Below are 16,535 nucleotides of genomic sequence, written 5' to 3' on the forward strand. Positions count from 1 at the left end.
GCACAGACCGGTGCACGCCACGATTCGCTGCTTCGTCAAATACTCGCCCTGAGACAAGTAACGTCCCATAGAGAGAGCTCCTCCCTAATGAATCGACTAACACGCCTGACACTCACGCAGAAGCTGCTGGGCGCGATCGGCCTGCCGTTACTGCTGGCGTTCATCGCGCTAGGCTTGATCGTCAATACTCAGTTGAACAATGCCATCCCACCGATGCTGGAAGACACCAGTGCACGGCAGGTCGAGGCACGCGCCAACGAAATCAGCCGCTGGATCGAAGGTTACCGGACCCTGCTTTCCGGGCTTGCCAAGGACGAACGGCTCGCCGAAGCGGTACCCGTGGAAGAGCATCTCGACTGGCTGGCCAGCCGTCATCCTGGCGATGCCACCATCGAGTCGTTCTATTTCGCCGATGCCAGCGGCGATACCGTGACCCACACCGGGGCCAGGGCCGACATCTCCGGTCGCGGCTACTTCCGGGAACTGGTCACCGATGGCACGACAGATCGCCTGCTGGCCGACCCGGTGCTCTCCCTGGTCAGCGGCCTGCCCACCGCGATAATTGCCGAGACGATCTTCGATGAAGCGGGCAACCGCGTCGGGCTGCTGGGCATCACCCTGTCGATGGATGCCGTGTCGGAGATCACCTCCGCCATCGACGTCGGCGAGGGCAGCTACGGCTATATGGTCGACAGCAGTGGCATGATCGTGGCCCATCCCGATCCCGACCTGCGCATGAACCTCAACGTCACCGAGGCCGACCAGGCCGGCTTCCAGGGCGCCGACGCACTGGGCCAACGCATGCTCACCGGCGAAGCCGGTATCGGACGGGTGGTGTCGCCCTTCGGTGGCAACGTGACCATGATCTGGAGTCCGATCCCAGGGACCGGGGGCTGGGCGCTCGCAGCGGCCATACCCAGCAATGTCTTTACCGCTGTCTCGACGAATCTACTGCTTTCCCTGCTGATCGTGGGCGTCGTGATCCTGCTGCTGCTGCTGGTCATCGTCGCTTTCTCGGCGCGCAAGGCACTGGCACCCATCAAGCAGACCGCCCAGGCCATGGCCGATATCGCCCAGGGCAAGGGCGACCTGACCCGCCGACTGACGGCCCATAGCCAGGATGAAGTGGGCGAGCTCGCCATTCAGTTCAACGGCTTCGTCGAGCGCATGCAGCGAACCCTGCAGGAAGTTCGCGGTAACGCCCGTACCGTGCTCGCCGGCGCCAGCGACATGGCCGACGGCACCCAGGAGCTCTCCTCGCGGACCGAACAGGCCGCTGCCAACCTGCAGGAGACCTCGGCATCGATGGAGGAGATTCACTCCACCGTCTCGCACACCGCCCAGGCGTCCGAACAGGCCAACGGCCTGGCCACCAACGCCGCCGGCGTGGCCGAGCGCGGCAACCAGGCCATGACCGAGATGCAGGCCAAGATGGCATCCATCGATGCGTCGGCCAACAAGATCAGCGACATCATCGGCCTGATCGACTCGATCGCCTTCCAGACCAACATCCTGGCATTGAATGCCTCGGTGGAAGCCGCCCGTGCCGGCGAGCATGGCAGGGGCTTCGCCGTGGTGGCTCAGGAGGTGCGCAATCTCGCCAGCCGTTCAGCGGACGCGGCCAAGGACATCCGCGGGCTGATCGATACTTCGGTGAAACACACCCAGGAGGGCAGCCAGATCGTCAAGGGCGCGGCCGAACGCATGCAGGAGCTGCGTCAGAGCGTGATCCAGGTCTCGGATGTGATCAGCGAGATCACTGCCGGCGCCCGTGAGCAGACCTCAGGTATCGAACAGGTCAACACCGCCGTGGCGGAGATGGATACCATGACCCAGCAGAATGCCTCCATGGTTCACCAGAATGCCGGCCTGGCCGCCACCATGAGAGACAATGCCCGGCGTCTCGATGAGCTGATGTCAGAATTCATTCTCGGTGAGGAGTCGTTCGTCGAGGCCCGGCCCAGCCGGCCGACGAGCCATCCGGCCCTGCCCTTGGCACCCGCCATCTCGCAGCAGAGAGTGAAGGGCTCGTCCAAGCGCCAGCAACCCGTGCGAGAAGTGGAAGAGGACTGGGAGACCTTCTGAGCCCGCTGAAAGCTTGCTGCCTCCAGGGAGGGAGGCAATACCCCCAGATCAACGCGCTCTCGAACTCCCCTGGACCAGCCTGACCAGGCTGCGGATCGCCTGCATGTCATGGCGAAGCAGCAATCGCTGGTCGTCTTCCAGACGAACCACATCGACCCATCCATCGGGAAAGGCTTCCGCCTTGAGGCTGGCCTGCTGCGCCAACAGCACGTTCTCCTGCAGCCGATCCAGGGCGGCAATCAGGCCGCGGGCCTGGGCAGCTGTCAGTACTTCCTTCAGCACCAATGCGGGCAGTCGCAGGCGCGTATCGATGACACGCACGCCATGGCGAAGCGCCAGCAGCCGCACGGCATTGACCAGCGGCATCAAGCCCTGCAGCTTCAGGTTGATGGCGTTCTCGTGGGGCGCCCCCTCGCCATTACCCGCCAGGCGACCGAAACGGTCCAGGGCCACGGGTGTCTCATTCAGCAGTGCCGCCATCTCATCGAGGAACAGGCTCGAGCGTGGCATCAGTTGCTGAACGTGGTCGCTCAGCGATTCGGCGAGGCCAACGTCGCCATGCACCGGATGGAAATCGAGCAGGATATTACTCTGCTGGACGCGCTTGATGCGTCGATCGCTGCTCCACAGCGTCAACTGGTCGCGCCATTCGGAGAGCCGCTTTCGCCACATCGGCCAGCGCGCCATGACATGGCCGCTACACAGCGGGATCCCCGCCTCATCCAGCCGTGCCGTGAACCGCTCCCCCAGTGACTGGAAGAAGCCATCGATCTCTGTATGCCGCGCGTCCGGGTAGTCGGCGATGATCATGGCGTTGTCCTGGTCCGGCCCCAGCAGGCTCTCATGGCGAGCACCGGAGCCGAGGATCAACACACAAAAAGCGACAGGTGGCTCTCCCCAGCCCAGCCCCTTCATCTCGTTGAGCGAAAGCTGGATGGCCCTGCGGTAGAGCAGTTCGTTATGGTCACTGATCAGTTGGCTGATGCGCCAGGCGGGAATATCGAGCCGCTGCAGCGCCTCGACCAGGCGCGCCTGCCAGGCGTGAGCCACCGCCAGGTCCGGTTCGGGCCCCAGCTCGGTCAGCGCATCACGCAGGGGGGCAAGCAAGGAGGGAAGCGTCTCGGGGGCGGGCAGAGTGTCGGCGGCAAAGAGTTCACGCCAGGACGAGGCACGGTGCAGTAGGCGCATGAAGGCTCCCTGAATAGGCTCCCCCCAGTGTAAGGCCGCACCGTGCTGTTTTCCCTTGTCCTAATGGATAAGGGCCCTAATAGACAAGCCTGATGGCAGGAGCGTATCAGCCCCGCTTGAACATCTCGTCGCCAACCTGATCGATATAGCGCTGGGCCTTGCTGACCATCAGCTGGTCACAGGCGTCGCGGCCGGGCACCAGGTCGGAGCGCTCGAAGCGATGCTCGAGGATTTCGCCGTCAGCGCCCGGCTTGCGGATCCAGCCGCTGACGCGGCACTGGCCACCCTGGTCGGCCGGCTCGGAAATGATCTGGTAGCCCTTGTACTCGACGGCCTCGGCAGCCGGCGCGCTTTTGGGCGTATCGTCACCTGAACCGAACAGGCCAGAGAACAGTTTCTTCAGCATGGGTCTCTCCTGCGCTCGCGAAGCATAGTCTCCCTCCTGCACGGAGGGAGACTCGCCTGGGATCAATCCTGCTTGCGGCCCTTGCCGGCAGCAATACGCAGGCGCAGGGCGTTGAGCTTGATGAAGCCCTCGGCATCCTTCTGGTCGTAGGCGCCGGCATCGTCCTCGAAGGTGGCGATGGATTCGTCGAACAGCGACTGCTCCGACTTGCGCCCGACCACGGTGGCACTGCCCTTGTAGAGCTTGATGCGAACCACGCCGGAGACATTCTTCTGGGTCTCGTCGATGGCGGCCTGGAGCATGCGGCGCTCCGGGCTCCACCAGTAGCCGTTGTAGATCACCTTGGCGTACTTGGGCATCAGCTCATCCTTGAGGTGAGCCTCTTCACGGTCCAGGGTGATCGACTCGATGGCCCGGTGAGCCTTGAGCATGATGGTGCCGCCCGGTGTCTCGTAGCAGCCACGGGACTTCATGCCGACATAGCGGTTCTCGACGATATCGAGACGGCCGATGCCATTGTCGCCACCCAGCTTGTTGAGTGTCTCGAGTACCTCGTGGGGCTTCATGGTCTTGCCGTCGAGGGCCACGATGTCGCCACGCTCATAGGTGAGCTCGACGTAGGTGGGCTGGTCGGGCGCCGCCTCTGGCGAAACACTCCAGCGCCACATGTCCTCTTCCGCCTCGGCCCAGGGGTCCTCGAGGATGCCGCCCTCGTAGGAGATGTGCAGCAGGTTGGCATCCATGGAGTACGGCGACTTCTTCTTGCTCTTGGAGAAGTCGACGGGGATGTCGTGCTGCTCGCAGTAGGCCATCAGCTTTTCGCGGGACGTGAGGTCCCACTCGCGCCAGGGTGCAATGACCTTGACGCCGGGCTTGAGCGCGTAGGCGCCCAGCTCGAAACGCACCTGGTCGTTGCCCTTGCCGGTGGCGCCATGGGAGATGGCGTCGGCGCCAGTCTCGTTGGCGATCTCGATCAGGCGCCGGGCGATCAGCGGACGTGCGATGGAGGTACCCAGCAGGTACTCGCCTTCATAGATGGTGTTGGCACGGAACATCGGGTAGACGTAGTCGCGAACGAACTCCTCGCGCAGGTCCTCGATGTAGATCTCCTTGACGCCCAGGGCCTCGGCCTTGGTGCGTGCCGGCTCGACTTCCTCGCCCTGACCGATGTCGGCGGTAAAGGTCACGACCTCGCAGCTGTAGGTTTCCTGCAACCACTTGACGATGACGGATGTGTCCAGGCCGCCGGAGTAGGCGAGCACGACCTTCTTGACATCGGACATTCGGGGCTCCTTTCTGGTAAGCGTCATAGGCCGTCAAGTATAGCGTGGCTGATGCCCGACGAATACCGGCGGCGGGACGTGCGAGCGGCAAACTGCTAGACTTTCGCGGATTCAGCGGGGCCTGGCCCCGACTTCTCTCGAGCCGACCAATAAGGAACACGATGCTCACGATAAGGAGAGGCGCATGAGTGAGGCGATCGCCCGCGAGCTGATGGCCCAACGGTTTCGAAGCTTCCTGCCCGTCGTCGTGGATCTGGAAACCGGTGGCTTCAATGCCGAACGAGACGCAATACTCGAGATCGCCGCGGTGACCCTGACCATGGACCCGGAGGGCAACCTGATCCCGGACGCCACCTACGCGTTTCATGTGCAGCCCTTCACGGGCGCCAACGTGGAGCAGTCGGCACTCGACTTTACCGGCATCAAGCTCGATGACCCGCTGCGCCAGCGTGTCGCTCTCAGCGAATCCGACGCCCTGGGGGAGATATTCAGGCCGGTGCGCAAGTCGATCAAATCCCATGGCTGCACCCGGGCCGTGCTGGTGGGCCACAATGCCGCCTTCGATCACGGTTTTCTCAATGCCGCCGTCGCTCGCTGCGGCATCAAGCGCAACCCCTTCCACCCCTTCTCCAGCTTCGATACCGCGACCCTGTCGGGCCTCATCTACGGCCAGACGGTACTGGCCCGGGCGTGTCGCGCCGCCGGCATCGCCTTCGACAACCAGGAAGCCCACTCGGCGCGCTACGACACCGAACGTACCGCCGAGCTCTTCTGCGCCATCGTCAATCGCTACAAGGATCTCGGCGGCTGGGCCCTGGCACAGCGGGAGCAGGGGCTGGAGGAATTCTAGGCCGACACGACACGGACTCGCGAATTCGCCTCGCGGGTCCGTGTCGACTATCCGAAGCGACTGTCCAAAACACTAGCCAGGGAGATCAGTCGTTTCCGCCCTGCTCCTCCTGCTCCTTGGCAGGCATCGCTGGACCTTGATCGACTTTTTGCGAATGAGTGCGATCAGCAGCAACGACGAAGGCTGACCCAAGCGCTCAAACCGCCATCAATTCAATATCCTTATAGATATATTTGATATTAATGTAATGCAGGTCACTTTAATTAATAGTATCCTCCACTCGTCTAGCACCCAAGATAGCCGAAGTTAAATTAGCCGATCGCCAAAGAGCAAAAAGTTCAAATATATTTAATTTAAATAAAGTAACAATAATTCAATCAATAACTGTTGCAATTCCATTTCATACCTGAAGCGCACGCAGCCCTCATCGATAACGCCAACAATCTATCCCAGGCCGAAGAACCGAAAGAAAAAAAGCATTTTTTCTCAGCGACAGGAACGTTGGCACAGTTAAGTGACTCCTACTTTACTCATTATCCAATGCAGTATTAGAGGATCTTTTGACCTCACAATTTGCTTACCCTGACGGCTCTATGGGGACCCCTTGGGATTCTCACCTTGAGGGAGAGCACTAACACTGCTGGAGATATTGAAGTGACCGACGAACTCAGCCTGCTGGAAGCCCAGCAGGGCGTCCACGAACTCATTGCCCAGCAGGCCCCACTGGAGCAGACCCTTGAGGCGATTGCCCATTGGATCGGCATCCAGTTCCCCGGTGCCGTGGTGGCCTTCATGCGCTTCGACCCAGCGCGCTGCTCGCTCAGCCTGTTTCCCAATCATCGCTTCTCTCGAAACTATTCCGAGCGGCTCCAGAATGTTCCCATCGGTTCTGCAGCAGCCTCTTTCGGGGCCGCTGCCTATCTGCGCCGGCAGGTCATCACGGAGGACATCCAGACTGATTCGCGCTGGGAGCGCTTCCGTAGCGCGGCTTCTGCCGAGGGGCTTCGTGCCTGCTGGTCGAGCCCGGTGGTCACCGCGAAGGGTGATTTACTGGGCACGTTCGGCACGTATTACCACGCGTCCAGCGCGCCCAGCGAATTGAGCAAGAGACGACTTCGCCAAGCCGCGGCCCTGGTCGCCCTGGCAATTGTCAAGGATCGAGACAGCCATCATCACCGAACGCTGGCCGAGTGGCATCGTTCGCTTTTCGTGAACCATCCCCATGGCGTTTACGAGTTCGATTTAGAGGGCAGGTTCCAGCGCGGCAATGCCGCCCTGGAATGGATTACGGGCTACCCCGAGAAGGCCCTGGTTGGCCGCCACTTCAACGACTTTGTCGATGCTGATTACCGCGAGCTGACCCAGGAGGCCTTCGATGCTGCCAAGGCCGGTACTTCACGCCAATACGAAACCGTGGGCACCCATGCTGAAGGACACCCTTATCACCTCGAAGTTACCAATTTCCCAGTGATGGTCGACGGCGAAATCGTGGGCGTCTACGGTATTTGCCATGACATCACTCAACGCAAGCGTCAGCAAAGCGAGCTCCGTCTGCTTCAGCGAGGCATCGAGGCCAGCCCCAATGGGGTTCTCATGGCTGATGCCACCCAGCCAGACATGCCCCTCGTCTATGCCAATGAGGCCTTCTGCCATCTGACGGGATACGCCTTGGACGAAGTGCTCGGAATGAACTGCCGCTTCCTGCAAGGCCCCGAAACCCACCCTGGCGACGTCGAGGCGATCCGGCAAGCCCTGTCGACCTTTAGTAGTGTTCAAGTCACGTTGCTCAATTATCGCAAGGACGGTACGCCGTTCTGGAATCGGCTGGCTATCAGCCCAGTCTTCAACGAGAAAGGCAGCTGCACCCACTTCATTGGCACCATGGTAGACATCACCCGAGACCGTAACCAGGAAGCCCGTATTGCCTATCAAGCTACCCACGACTTGCTCACTGACTTGCCCAACCGGTCGGCGCTGGAGGCTCGCCTCGAGCAGGACTTCCGCTCGAGCAAGCGCAATCAGACATTGCTGGCGGTGATGTATCTCGACCTTGATGGCTTCAAGGCAATCAACGACGGCCTGGGCCACGCCACCGGCAACCAACTGCTGATGGCGGTGGCCGATCGTCTTCGTCTATTGCTTGGCTCCAACGACACCCTGGCACGCCTCACCGGAGATGAGTTCGTCTTCCTGATGCCCGACTTCAAGTCCCGAGACGAAGCGGAAGCCACCGCTGAGCATGTACTTTCAGCTTTGGAGCGTCCGTTCGACATCAAAGGGCGCCCCTTGCATATCAGCACCAGTATTGGGATTGCCAGTAATGATGAGGATGTTCATCAGGCCCATGAGTTGCTACAGCACGCTGATATTGCTGTGGAAGCGGCCAAACAGCAGGGACGCAATACCTGGCAGTGGTATGAAGGTGATGAAAGGCGAAACATCAGCGAGCACGCGCTGCTGCGTCATGACCTTTATACCGCGCTACGTGAAAACCAGTTCGAGCTTTATTACCAACCCATCGTGGATGCCGTCAGTGGACAGATCCGCAGCGTCGAAGCGTTGGTCAGGTGGCACCATCCAAGACATGGGCTGGTGTCTCCTGGAATTTTCATCCCTATCGCCGAGCAGACTGGCCAGATCATACCGCTGGGCCGCTGGGTACTTCGACAGGCCTGCCAGAACCTGGCCGACCTTCACGCCAAAGGCGAGCGCGTGTTTCCAGTGGCCGTCAACATCTCGTCGCTGCAGTTCCGCCGTGACGGTTTCCTCGATGAGCTACGACGCATTTTGGACGAGACCGGCCTTCCGCGCGAACTGCTGGAATTGGAGATGACCGAGAGCATTCTTCTGGGGGGCGCCAAACAGGCCATCGAGATGATCCGTACCCTACGTGGAATGAACATCACGGTTGCCATCGACGATTTCGGCACCGGTTTCTCCAGCCTCAGCTACCTGCGCGACCTGCCTATCCACAAGATCAAGCTGGACCGTGCCTTTATTCGTGACATGCTCACCAACCACAGCAATGCCGCCATCGTTCAAGGCATCATCTCCATGGCCCATCACATGGGCCTGGTGGTAGTCGCCGAAGGTATCGAAGAGCCTGAACAACAGCAAGATCTCATCCGGCGCGGGTGTGACCTGCTTCAGGGGTTCCACTTCGCCAAGCCAATGCCGCTGGAAAGCCTCCGAGCCCTGCCTGACACTCTACCCGTTGACCCTGCTTGATGGCACACGGGGCCAGGTCACGGAAAATAAAAGGAAACGGTGTTTTTCCATTCAAGAAGCATGTCTCGCTTTTCCTTTTTCAAGCTATCGCTCTGGAGACTCGCCGGTGACGCTCAAGCTGCTTACCGCCCGCCTGGTCATGGCTGTCGTTGTGCCTGTGATTCTCGTAACAGCCACCCTGTATCCGATCTTCCAGGCACATCTTGACGCTCGTCTCGATAGTACTATATCCACAGCCAACGCCAAGATTGAAGCCGGCGAAAGATCATTAAAGAGAGAAATCAACGCCAGCATCAATCATCTCTTGGCAACGGCCGAAATGCCATTGCTCAAGCGTTACCTCAATGGCGTGGGAGTCGCCCAGTCTCCGTCTCAGGAAGAGATGGAACAGTTCACCGCAGCCCAGCTGCACACCTTGCTCGATACGCTGTTGCCTCATTATGTCCGTTACACCCAGTTCAGCTTGATAGGGCTCGACGGGCGAGAATTGCTGCGCGTCGGCCATGACCCACTAGACCAGGCAGAGCACCATGTCACCGCTATCTTCTTCCGGGAGGCGATGGCACTTGCACCACGTGACCTCTACATCTCCCCTCCTCGCCGTCATTTGCCACATGAGAGTGGTCATGCCGTTGGCATCCCTGTGATGGATATCACAACGCCGGTATTCGATACGGATGGCACTCGCAAAGGTGTACTACGATTCACGCTGGACTGGCAGTACCTGGCGGCCGACATCCAGCAAAATCTGGTCATGAATGCTTGGGGCCATCCCTTTATGGTGGACGCAGAGGGAACCTGGCTACTTACCGAGGCAAAGGGGCCGCTATCCTTCGGCGGCAGCTTCGCGACTGACTCACCCGAGGTATGGGAAGCCCTCAAGTTACGCCATCGCGGCGAAACGGCTCTCAGCCATCGGCTGGTCATATTCAGTGCGTACGATGCCCGCACCTATCACTACCAAAGCCTAGCCGGCATGGTAGCCAGCCAACCAGGGCGGGACCCCTGGCAGCTAGGTGTCATCATTGACAAGCCCAGCCTCAGCGAGCTACTCGCGGAAGATATCACACCGCTACTGATCACCCTGCTGCTTTACGTTCTGTCCATCACCTTCGGCGTGTTTTGGGCAATCAGCCACCATCGGCAGCAGAGCCTGAGACACCGAACGCAGCGGCTTTCCCATGAGGCTCACCAATATGCTCGTGACGTAAGAGATCTCTACGAGAACGCGCCCTGCGGCTACCATTCACTGGATAGCGATGGCCGCGTGGTCAAAATCAATCGAACCGAACTCGTTTGGCTGGGATACAGCGCTGCTGAGGTGATCGACAAGCGACTTTATCGGGATTTCATCACTCCCGAGACTCGCGAAGCCTTCGACGCCGCCTTCCAGGGAGTCCGGGGTCCGGATCAGGAGGGAGCGGCCGAATGCGAGCTGCTCACCCGCAGCGGAGCGCGGCTGCCCGTGATCATCCAGGCCACGGCTTACATCGCTGCTCACGGCTTCGTGCATTCCAGGGCAATGGTCTTCGACCTGAGCGAACGCAAGGAGATGGAGGAGACACTGGCGCGACAGGCCATGACAGACCCACTGACAGGGCTGGGTAACCGTCGTTTCCTTCAAGATCAGGCGGCCATGGAGATAGCCCGAGCACGACGCAGCGGAGCCCCGCTCAGCCTGATCGCCATCGATCTGGATCACTTCAAACGCATCAATGACGAATACGGCCATGACGTAGGGGACCTTGTCCTGCAGGCTTTCGCCAGGACGGCCAAGGAGCAGCTTCGTGAGGGCGATGTGCTGTGCCGGATGGGCGGCGAGGAGTTTGCCGTCCTGCTCCCTGACACCGCCAAGCATGCAGCCCTTCAGGTAGCCGAGCGACTCCGCCAGGCGCTTGAGACCTCACCGGTAGAAGTCGACCACGATGTCAGCGAAGGGGGGCAGCTCCAGTACACCGCCTCCCTGGGTGTGACGATGGTGATGGCCGAAGAGTCTTCATTGAAGCCGGCGATCAAGCGCGCCGACAGGGGGCTTTATGTGGCCAAGGAGCAAGGTCGCAACCAGGTGAACTGGCAGAACGACACGGCTGACTGAACTGAACTGGGCTGGGCTGGGCTGGGCTGGGCTGGGAGAGCGTACGTATCCCCGGGATCGTCAACGCAGGGCGCTTGCCGAAGAAAGCTCCCACACAGGCCCGGCCGAAACGACACGGACCCGCGAGTTCGCCTCACGGGTCCGTGTCGACTATCCCAAGCGACTGTCCAAGACACTAACCGATCAGGCGTTACCGCCCTGTTCTTCCTGCTCCTTGGCACGTGCCGCCGCGGCCTTGATCAGGGTCTCCAGTTCACCGTTCTGGTGCATCTCGCCGACGATGTCGCAACCGCCGACCAGCTCGCCTTCGACCCACAGCTGCGGGAAGGTCGGCCAGTTGGCGTACTTCGGCAGTTCGGCGCGGATATCCGGGTTATCCAGGATATTGACGAAGGCGAAACGCTCGCCACAGGCCATCAGGGCCTGGACGGTCTGGGCTGAGAAGCCGCACTGGGGCAGCTGGGGGGTGCCCTTCATGTAGATCAGGATGGGGTTTTCGCTGATCTGGCGCTGAATGTTCTCGAGGGTGGTGCTCATGTGCGCTCCTGTTGGATCAATGGTACTGACGGCGCCGCCGAATACCCGACTACGACGCTCAGACTTTGCTCATGGCCCTCATTCTACTGATGACGAGCGCATTGCGCATCCCCCGCGGGCTGGATAGGATGGGGGTTTTTTCGCGCGGAGAGATCCCCATGGCGACACGCCATTTCCTGACCCTGCTGGACCTGAGCCCGGAAGAGCTCCACTACCTGATCCAACGCGCCATCACGATCAAGAACCGCCTGCGTGCCCAGGGGCCTACCTATTCCCCCTTCACCAACCGCACCCTGGCGATGATCTTCGAGAAATCCTCGACTCGCACTCGCGTCTCCTTCGAGACCGCCATGGCGCAGTTCGGCGGCCACGCACTGTTCCTTTCTCCCCGCGACACCCAGCTTGGCCGGGGTGAGCCCATCGAGGATACCGCCCGGGTGCTGGCCGAAATGGTCGATGCGGTCATGATCCGCACCTTTTCCCATGAGGGGTTGGAAGCGTTCGCCGCCGCCAGTTCGGTGCCGGTCATCAATGCGCTCTCCGACGACTACCACCCGTGCCAGCTGCTGGCCGACGTGATGACCTGGACCGAGCTGCGCGGCAGCGTCAAGGGGCGCACCGCCGTATGGGTCGGCGACGGCAACAACATGTGCCACTCCTGGATCAACGCCGCACGGCAGTTCGATTTCCAGCTGCGTATCTGCTGCCCCGAAGGTTATGAACCGCGCCAGGACATTCTCGATGCCGCAGGCGATCGCGTGAGCATCCTGCACGACCCCCAGCAGGCCGTTGCCGATGCCGACCTGATCACCACCGATGTCTGGGCCTCCATGGGGCAGGAGGAGGAGCAGGCCAAGCGTGAAGCGGACTTCGCCGGCTACCAGGTCAGCGAGGCCCTGCTCGACCGTGCCAGTCACGACGTGCTGTTCCTTCACTGCCTGCCGGCCCACCGTGGCGAAGAGATCAGCGAGACGCTGCTCGATGACCCGCGCAGCGTGGTATGGCAGGAAGCCGGCAATCGCTTGCATGCCCAGAAGGCACTGATCGAGTTCCTGCTGCTGGGGCGGGTAGAGGACTGACCAACCTGCCTGTTCCGCCGGCTAGCGCCCGGCGGCACAGGTGGACAACTCGAGCAGCCCTGTCAACGCATGGATGGGCAGCGGCCGCGAGTAGAGATAGCCCTGGTAGGCATGGCAGCCGTGGGCCTCCAGCCAGTCGCGATGCGCCAGGGTTTCCACGCCCTCGGCGATGACCTCCAGCCCCAGATTGCGCCCCAGGCTGATGATCGTGGCGGAGATCATCTCATTCGACGCATCCTCGAACAGGGTGCGTACGAAGGATTGATCGATCTTGAGCTGGTCGAGCGGCAGGCAGCTGAGATAGGAAAGGGATGAGTAGCCGGTGCCGAAGTCGTCCAGCGAGAAGCGCACCCCCATGGCCTGAACCCGCAGCATCGTCTCGCGCACCGCCTCGGGCTCCTCCATGAACAGCGTCTCGGTCAGCTCCAGCTTCAGCCGCTCCGGCCGCGCCCCGGTCGTCTCGAGTACCGCCGCGAGATTGGCCACGAAATCCGGCTGCTGGAACTGCAGCGGGCTGATATTGATTGCCATGGTCAGCTCGGCTGTTCGGGGATCACTGGCCCACCTCGCCAACTGTCGGCATGCCGTCTCCACCACCCAATTACCGATGGCAACGATCAGGTAGCTCTCTTCAGCCACCGGGATGAAATCATTCGGCGGAATCATGCCGTGCTCCGGGTGCTCCCAGCGCAGCAGCGCCTCGACTCCGGTCACCTGCGACTTGCCGTCCACCTGGATCTGATAGAAGAGTTTCAGCTCTCCGCGCCTGGCTGCCTGGCGCAGGTCCGACTCGATCATGGCGCGTCGCACCGCCACCGCCTGCATCACGGGGTCGAAGAAACGCAGCGTATTGCGGCCCGCCTGCTTCGCCTGGTACATGGCCATCTCCGCCTGCTGCAGGCACTCCTCCGCTCGCCCGACACCATCGCCGAGCAGGGTGATACCGATGCTACCGGAGAGCAGGTGTCGGCGCTCGCTCAACCAGCAGGGCTCGGTCAGCTTACCCAGCAGCTTGGTTGCCAGGCGCTCCGCCGCCTGCGAGGTTCCGTCGATGGTCTCGCCCAGGCCCTCCGCCAGGATCACGAACTCGTCGCCCCCGAGGCGGGCCACCAGGTCGACATCGCGACTGACCGCCTGGATGCGCCTGGCCATGAGCTGCAGGAGTTCGTCGCCACACTGGTGACCCAGGCTGTCATTGATATGCTTGAAACCATCCAGGTCGATGAACAGCAGGACACCCTGCTGTTCGCTCTGCCGTGACGCTTCGAGCGCCTCCGCCAGCCTGTCCAGCAACATGCGACGATTGGGCAACCCCGTCAGCGGATCGAAGAAGGCCAGCCGATGCGCCTCCTGCTCGGCGGCCTTGCGGTGCGTGATGTCGCTGATCGTCGCCACGTAGTGGGTGATTTTCCCTTCCGCGTCCTTTACCGCACTGATGGTGACCCACTGCGGATAGGTATCGCCGTTCTTGCGCCGGTTCCAGACCTCACCCTGCCAGCTGCCCTTCTCATGGATGCTACCCCACATCTCACGATAGAAATCCGCATCATGACGGCCGGAATTGAGCAGCCGCGGATTCTCGCCCAGCACCTCATCGGCGCTGTAACCGGTGATGCGTTCGAAGGTGACATTGACCTTGCGAATGATGCCGTCGGCGTCGGTGATGAACATGCCAAGGTGCGTCTCGAACGCCATGGCGGCAATCCGCAGTTCAGCCTCCAGGGAATCATTGATCTGTCGCAGTGACTGCTCGCTGCGCTCAAGCTCCGCCTCCGTACGTGAAAGACGAAGGTAATGAAGCAGAACCAGCAGTGCCAGCACCGCCGTCAGCAGCCAGCCCACGGAAAGTAACAGCACTTTCTGATGCCAGAGGGTGAGCGCACTGAGCACGCCGTATCCGGCCAAGGCCATGCCGGGGAGAATAACGGCGATCGACACGAGATACAGCGCAGTGGCCTGTCGTGTCGACCAGCGCCGCCGCGGCCGCTGGTCTCGAGCATGAATCATCGCTCGATAGCCCCTGAGGTCGTCTCGCCTTCAGTCACCTCGCACCCAGCTCCTGCTTGAGAAGGAGCTCCACCCGGCGGTTCTCGGCGCGGCCCTCTGCGGAATCGTTGCTTGCCAGGGGACGGGTCTCGGCGTAGCCCACCGCGCGCAGCCGCTCGATATCGACGCCCAGCTCGGCCAGGTACCGCAGCACGGCGATGGCCCGCGCCGACGAGAGCTCCCAGTTGGAGGGAAAGCGTGCCGTGGCAATGGGAATGCTGTCCGTGTGCCCCTCTACCGAGACGTCACCGTCGAAGGATTGCAGTAGGTCACGCAGCCGACCCAGCACCTCGCGCCCCTGAGAAGTCAGGTCCGCCTGGCCGCTGGAAAACAGCAGGTTGTCATCGATCCGCAGCGTGATGCCCTGCTGCCCCTCTGCCATGCTGACGCCCTCGATATCGAGTCCGGAGAATTGCGGCTGCAGGCCATCATGGCGCGGCTTGAGCCCCGACCCTGCGACCATACGCGCCGACGCCTCGGCCTGGGGCGTGATAAATGCAGCGATCTCGCCGCCATGCTGGCTTCCCTTGATGGCCAGGCCGTTGCCTGACAACGAGAGCAGCAATACGAACAGGGTGATGAGCAGCGTAAGGACATCGAGATAGCTCATCAGCCAGCCATCGCTGTCGCTCTCCACCGTCGGCGGGGCAAGCATGTCACGCATACCGCGATCAAGCATTCTGCCCCTTCCCTGCTGCCGGCCCCTTCCCTTTTGCAGGCCCATCGCCCGTCGCGCGCGCACGCTCGGACACGATGGGGTCGCGAATCTCGTCATGATAGTTGGCGACAAAGGAGTTGAGGGTCTCCTCGATGAAGGAAGGCAGACGCCGCTTGGTGATCAACGAGATGCCCTCGAAGACCATGTTCATGGCGATGAGCCGCTCTTCGGTGCGGCGCTCGAGCTTCACCGCAATGGGCTTGAAGACGAGGTTGGCCAGCAGGATGCCGTAGAAGGTCGTGAGCAGGGCGATGGCCATCCGCGGACCGATGACGTGAAGATCGCCGGCTTCCATGACCTCCAGCATGTTGACCAGTCCCACCAGGGTGCCGATCATGCCGAAGGCCGGCGCATAGGTGGCCATGGTGCGGAATATCTGGGCCTCGGCATGCTCGCGAGCCTTGAGGCGGGCAATGCGCCAGCGCAGGAGATCGAAGATTTCGTCCTCCTTGGTATTGGCGATCACCAGTTGGATGCCGGTACGCAGGAAGGGATTGCGCGCCTTCTCCAGGGCCTCCTCCACGGCCCGGACATCACCCTTGAACCACAGCCGCGAGATATCCACCAGCTCCTTGATGTCGTCTCGCATGTAGGTGTTCTCGCGCCGAAACACCAGCCCCACCAGACGAACCACCCGAACGACCTCCTTCAGCGGATAGCTGATGAAGGTGGCCGCCATGGTGCCGGCCAATACGATGGCAAGCCCAGGCAGGTTCAGGAAACTCTGTGGCGACTCGGCGGTGAAGAAGAGTACGCTGACCAGTAGAATGACGCTGGCAAACATACCGATGATGGTTGAAGGGTTCATGCAGGCTCCTGATAGGGGCTTCGAGTCTAGGGCATCAATCGGCGGGATAGGCCGAAACTTGAGGTGCGAGCTGCCGAGAAGCCGCCCGCACATGATCTATGTCAAGCAATTCGCTGGCCCTCCAAATTATGCAGCGTCCAGCATGGGCAGAAACGGGGCTCAAGTTTCGACCGCGTCTGCCGATTCAACGGGTAACGGGGAATCCGTTCCCC

Annotated in this window: 12 protein-coding genes; 5 read left to right on the forward strand and 7 right to left on the reverse strand. The window is 61.3% G+C overall.

What is annotated here, in order from left to right; genetic code table 11:
- The first annotated feature begins 87 nt into the window (after positions 1-87).
- Positions 88-2,085: a methyl-accepting chemotaxis protein gene (locus LY622_RS10940; protein WP_305038580.1), complete on the forward strand. Its 1,998-nt coding sequence runs from the start codon at positions 88-90 to the stop codon at positions 2,083-2,085.
- A 48-nt stretch (positions 2,086-2,133) separates the two neighbouring features.
- Here LY622_RS10940 and LY622_RS10945 read toward each other — a convergent pair whose 3' ends face one another.
- The 3 genes from LY622_RS10945 to LY622_RS10955 all read right to left on the reverse strand — a co-directional run bounded on the left by LY622_RS10945 (position 2,134) and on the right by LY622_RS10955 (position 4,962).
- Positions 2,134-3,273 (reverse strand): DUF294 nucleotidyltransferase-like domain-containing protein, encoded by a 1,140-nt coding sequence (locus LY622_RS10945; RefSeq protein WP_234290940.1) that lies wholly within the window; start codon positions 3,271-3,273, stop codon positions 2,134-2,136.
- Between the two features lie 106 nt (positions 3,274-3,379).
- Complete coding sequence (locus LY622_RS10950; RefSeq protein ID WP_234290941.1) at positions 3,380-3,679, reverse strand: HlyU family transcriptional regulator; 300 nt, start codon at positions 3,677-3,679, stop codon at positions 3,380-3,382.
- Positions 3,680-3,741: 62 nt separating this feature from the next.
- Positions 3,742-4,962: an argininosuccinate synthase gene (locus LY622_RS10955; RefSeq protein WP_234290942.1), complete on the reverse strand. Its 1,221-nt coding sequence runs from the start codon at positions 4,960-4,962 to the stop codon at positions 3,742-3,744.
- Between the two features lie 184 nt (positions 4,963-5,146).
- On the opposite strand from LY622_RS10955, the gene rnt reads away from it, so the two are divergent.
- The 3 genes from rnt to LY622_RS10970 all read left to right on the forward strand — a co-directional run bounded on the left by rnt (position 5,147) and on the right by LY622_RS10970 (position 11,135).
- Positions 5,147-5,812 carry a ribonuclease T gene (rnt, locus tag LY622_RS10960; protein WP_066450400.1) on the forward strand — a complete coding sequence of 222 codons (666 nt, stop codon included), beginning with the start codon at positions 5,147-5,149 and terminating at the stop codon, positions 5,810-5,812.
- A 654-nt stretch (positions 5,813-6,466) separates the two neighbouring features.
- A complete protein-coding gene (locus tag LY622_RS10965) occupies positions 6,467-9,040 on the forward strand; it encodes a putative bifunctional diguanylate cyclase/phosphodiesterase (RefSeq protein ID WP_234290943.1) in 2,574 nt (857 codons plus the stop codon).
- A gap of 106 nt (positions 9,041-9,146) precedes the next feature.
- The gene (locus tag LY622_RS10970; RefSeq protein ID WP_234290944.1) at positions 9,147-11,135 is read left to right on the forward strand and encodes a diguanylate cyclase; all 1,989 of its coding nucleotides are present in this window, start codon (positions 9,147-9,149) and stop codon (positions 11,133-11,135) included.
- A gap of 183 nt (positions 11,136-11,318) precedes the next feature.
- Here LY622_RS10970 and LY622_RS10975 read toward each other — a convergent pair whose 3' ends face one another.
- Positions 11,319-11,672: a Grx4 family monothiol glutaredoxin gene (locus LY622_RS10975; RefSeq protein WP_234290945.1), complete on the reverse strand. Its 354-nt coding sequence runs from the start codon at positions 11,670-11,672 to the stop codon at positions 11,319-11,321.
- A gap of 158 nt (positions 11,673-11,830) precedes the next feature.
- Here LY622_RS10975 and argF point away from each other — a divergent pair, with 158 nt between their 5' ends.
- Complete coding sequence (gene argF / locus LY622_RS10980) at positions 11,831-12,751, forward strand: ornithine carbamoyltransferase (RefSeq protein WP_234290946.1); 921 nt, start codon at positions 11,831-11,833, stop codon at positions 12,749-12,751.
- 21 nt (positions 12,752-12,772) lie between these two features.
- Here the strand turns inward: argF and LY622_RS10985 are convergent, their stop codons facing one another.
- Genes LY622_RS10985 through LY622_RS10995 form a run of 3 tightly spaced genes read right to left on the reverse strand, consistent with a single transcriptional unit; the run spans position 12,773 to position 16,323 of the window.
- Positions 12,773-14,758, reverse strand: coding sequence for a putative bifunctional diguanylate cyclase/phosphodiesterase (locus LY622_RS10985; protein WP_234290947.1), 1,986 nt, complete (start codon positions 14,756-14,758; stop codon positions 12,773-12,775).
- 34 nt (positions 14,759-14,792) lie between these two features.
- Complete coding sequence (locus LY622_RS10990) at positions 14,793-15,476, reverse strand: OmpA/MotB family protein (protein ID WP_234290948.1); 684 nt, start codon at positions 15,474-15,476, stop codon at positions 14,793-14,795.
- Positions 15,469-16,323 (reverse strand): motility protein A, encoded by an 855-nt coding sequence (locus tag LY622_RS10995; protein WP_234290949.1) that lies wholly within the window; start codon positions 16,321-16,323, stop codon positions 15,469-15,471. The genes LY622_RS10990 and LY622_RS10995 overlap by 8 nt, the downstream gene beginning before the upstream one ends.
- Positions 16,324-16,535 lie beyond the last annotated feature (212 nt).

This window comes from Halomonas alkalisoli, assembly GCF_021412585.1.
GTDB lineage: Bacteria > Pseudomonadota > Gammaproteobacteria > Pseudomonadales > Halomonadaceae > Halomonas > Halomonas alkalisoli.

Coding starts and splice junctions, on each gene's coding strand:
- LY622_RS10940 (WP_305038580.1), top strand. CDS start 88: ATGAATCGACTAACACGCCTGACACTCACGCAGAAGCTGCTGGGCGCG.
- LY622_RS10945 (WP_234290940.1), bottom strand. CDS start 3,273: ATGCGCCTACTGCACCGTGCCTCGTCCTGGCGTGAACTCTTTGCCGCC.
- LY622_RS10950 (WP_234290941.1), bottom strand. CDS start 3,679: ATGCTGAAGAAACTGTTCTCTGGCCTGTTCGGTTCAGGTGACGATACG.
- LY622_RS10955 (WP_234290942.1), bottom strand. CDS start 4,962: ATGTCCGATGTCAAGAAGGTCGTGCTCGCCTACTCCGGCGGCCTGGAC.
- rnt (WP_066450400.1), top strand. CDS start 5,147: ATGAGTGAGGCGATCGCCCGCGAGCTGATGGCCCAACGGTTTCGAAGC.
- LY622_RS10975 (WP_234290945.1), bottom strand. CDS start 11,672: ATGAGCACCACCCTCGAGAACATTCAGCGCCAGATCAGCGAAAACCCC.
- argF (WP_234290946.1), top strand. CDS start 11,831: ATGGCGACACGCCATTTCCTGACCCTGCTGGACCTGAGCCCGGAAGAG.
- LY622_RS10985 (WP_234290947.1), bottom strand. CDS start 14,758: ATGATTCATGCTCGAGACCAGCGGCCGCGGCGGCGCTGGTCGACACGA.
- LY622_RS10990 (WP_234290948.1), bottom strand. CDS start 15,476: ATGCTTGATCGCGGTATGCGTGACATGCTTGCCCCGCCGACGGTGGAG.
- LY622_RS10995 (WP_234290949.1), bottom strand. CDS start 16,323: ATGAACCCTTCAACCATCATCGGTATGTTTGCCAGCGTCATTCTACTG.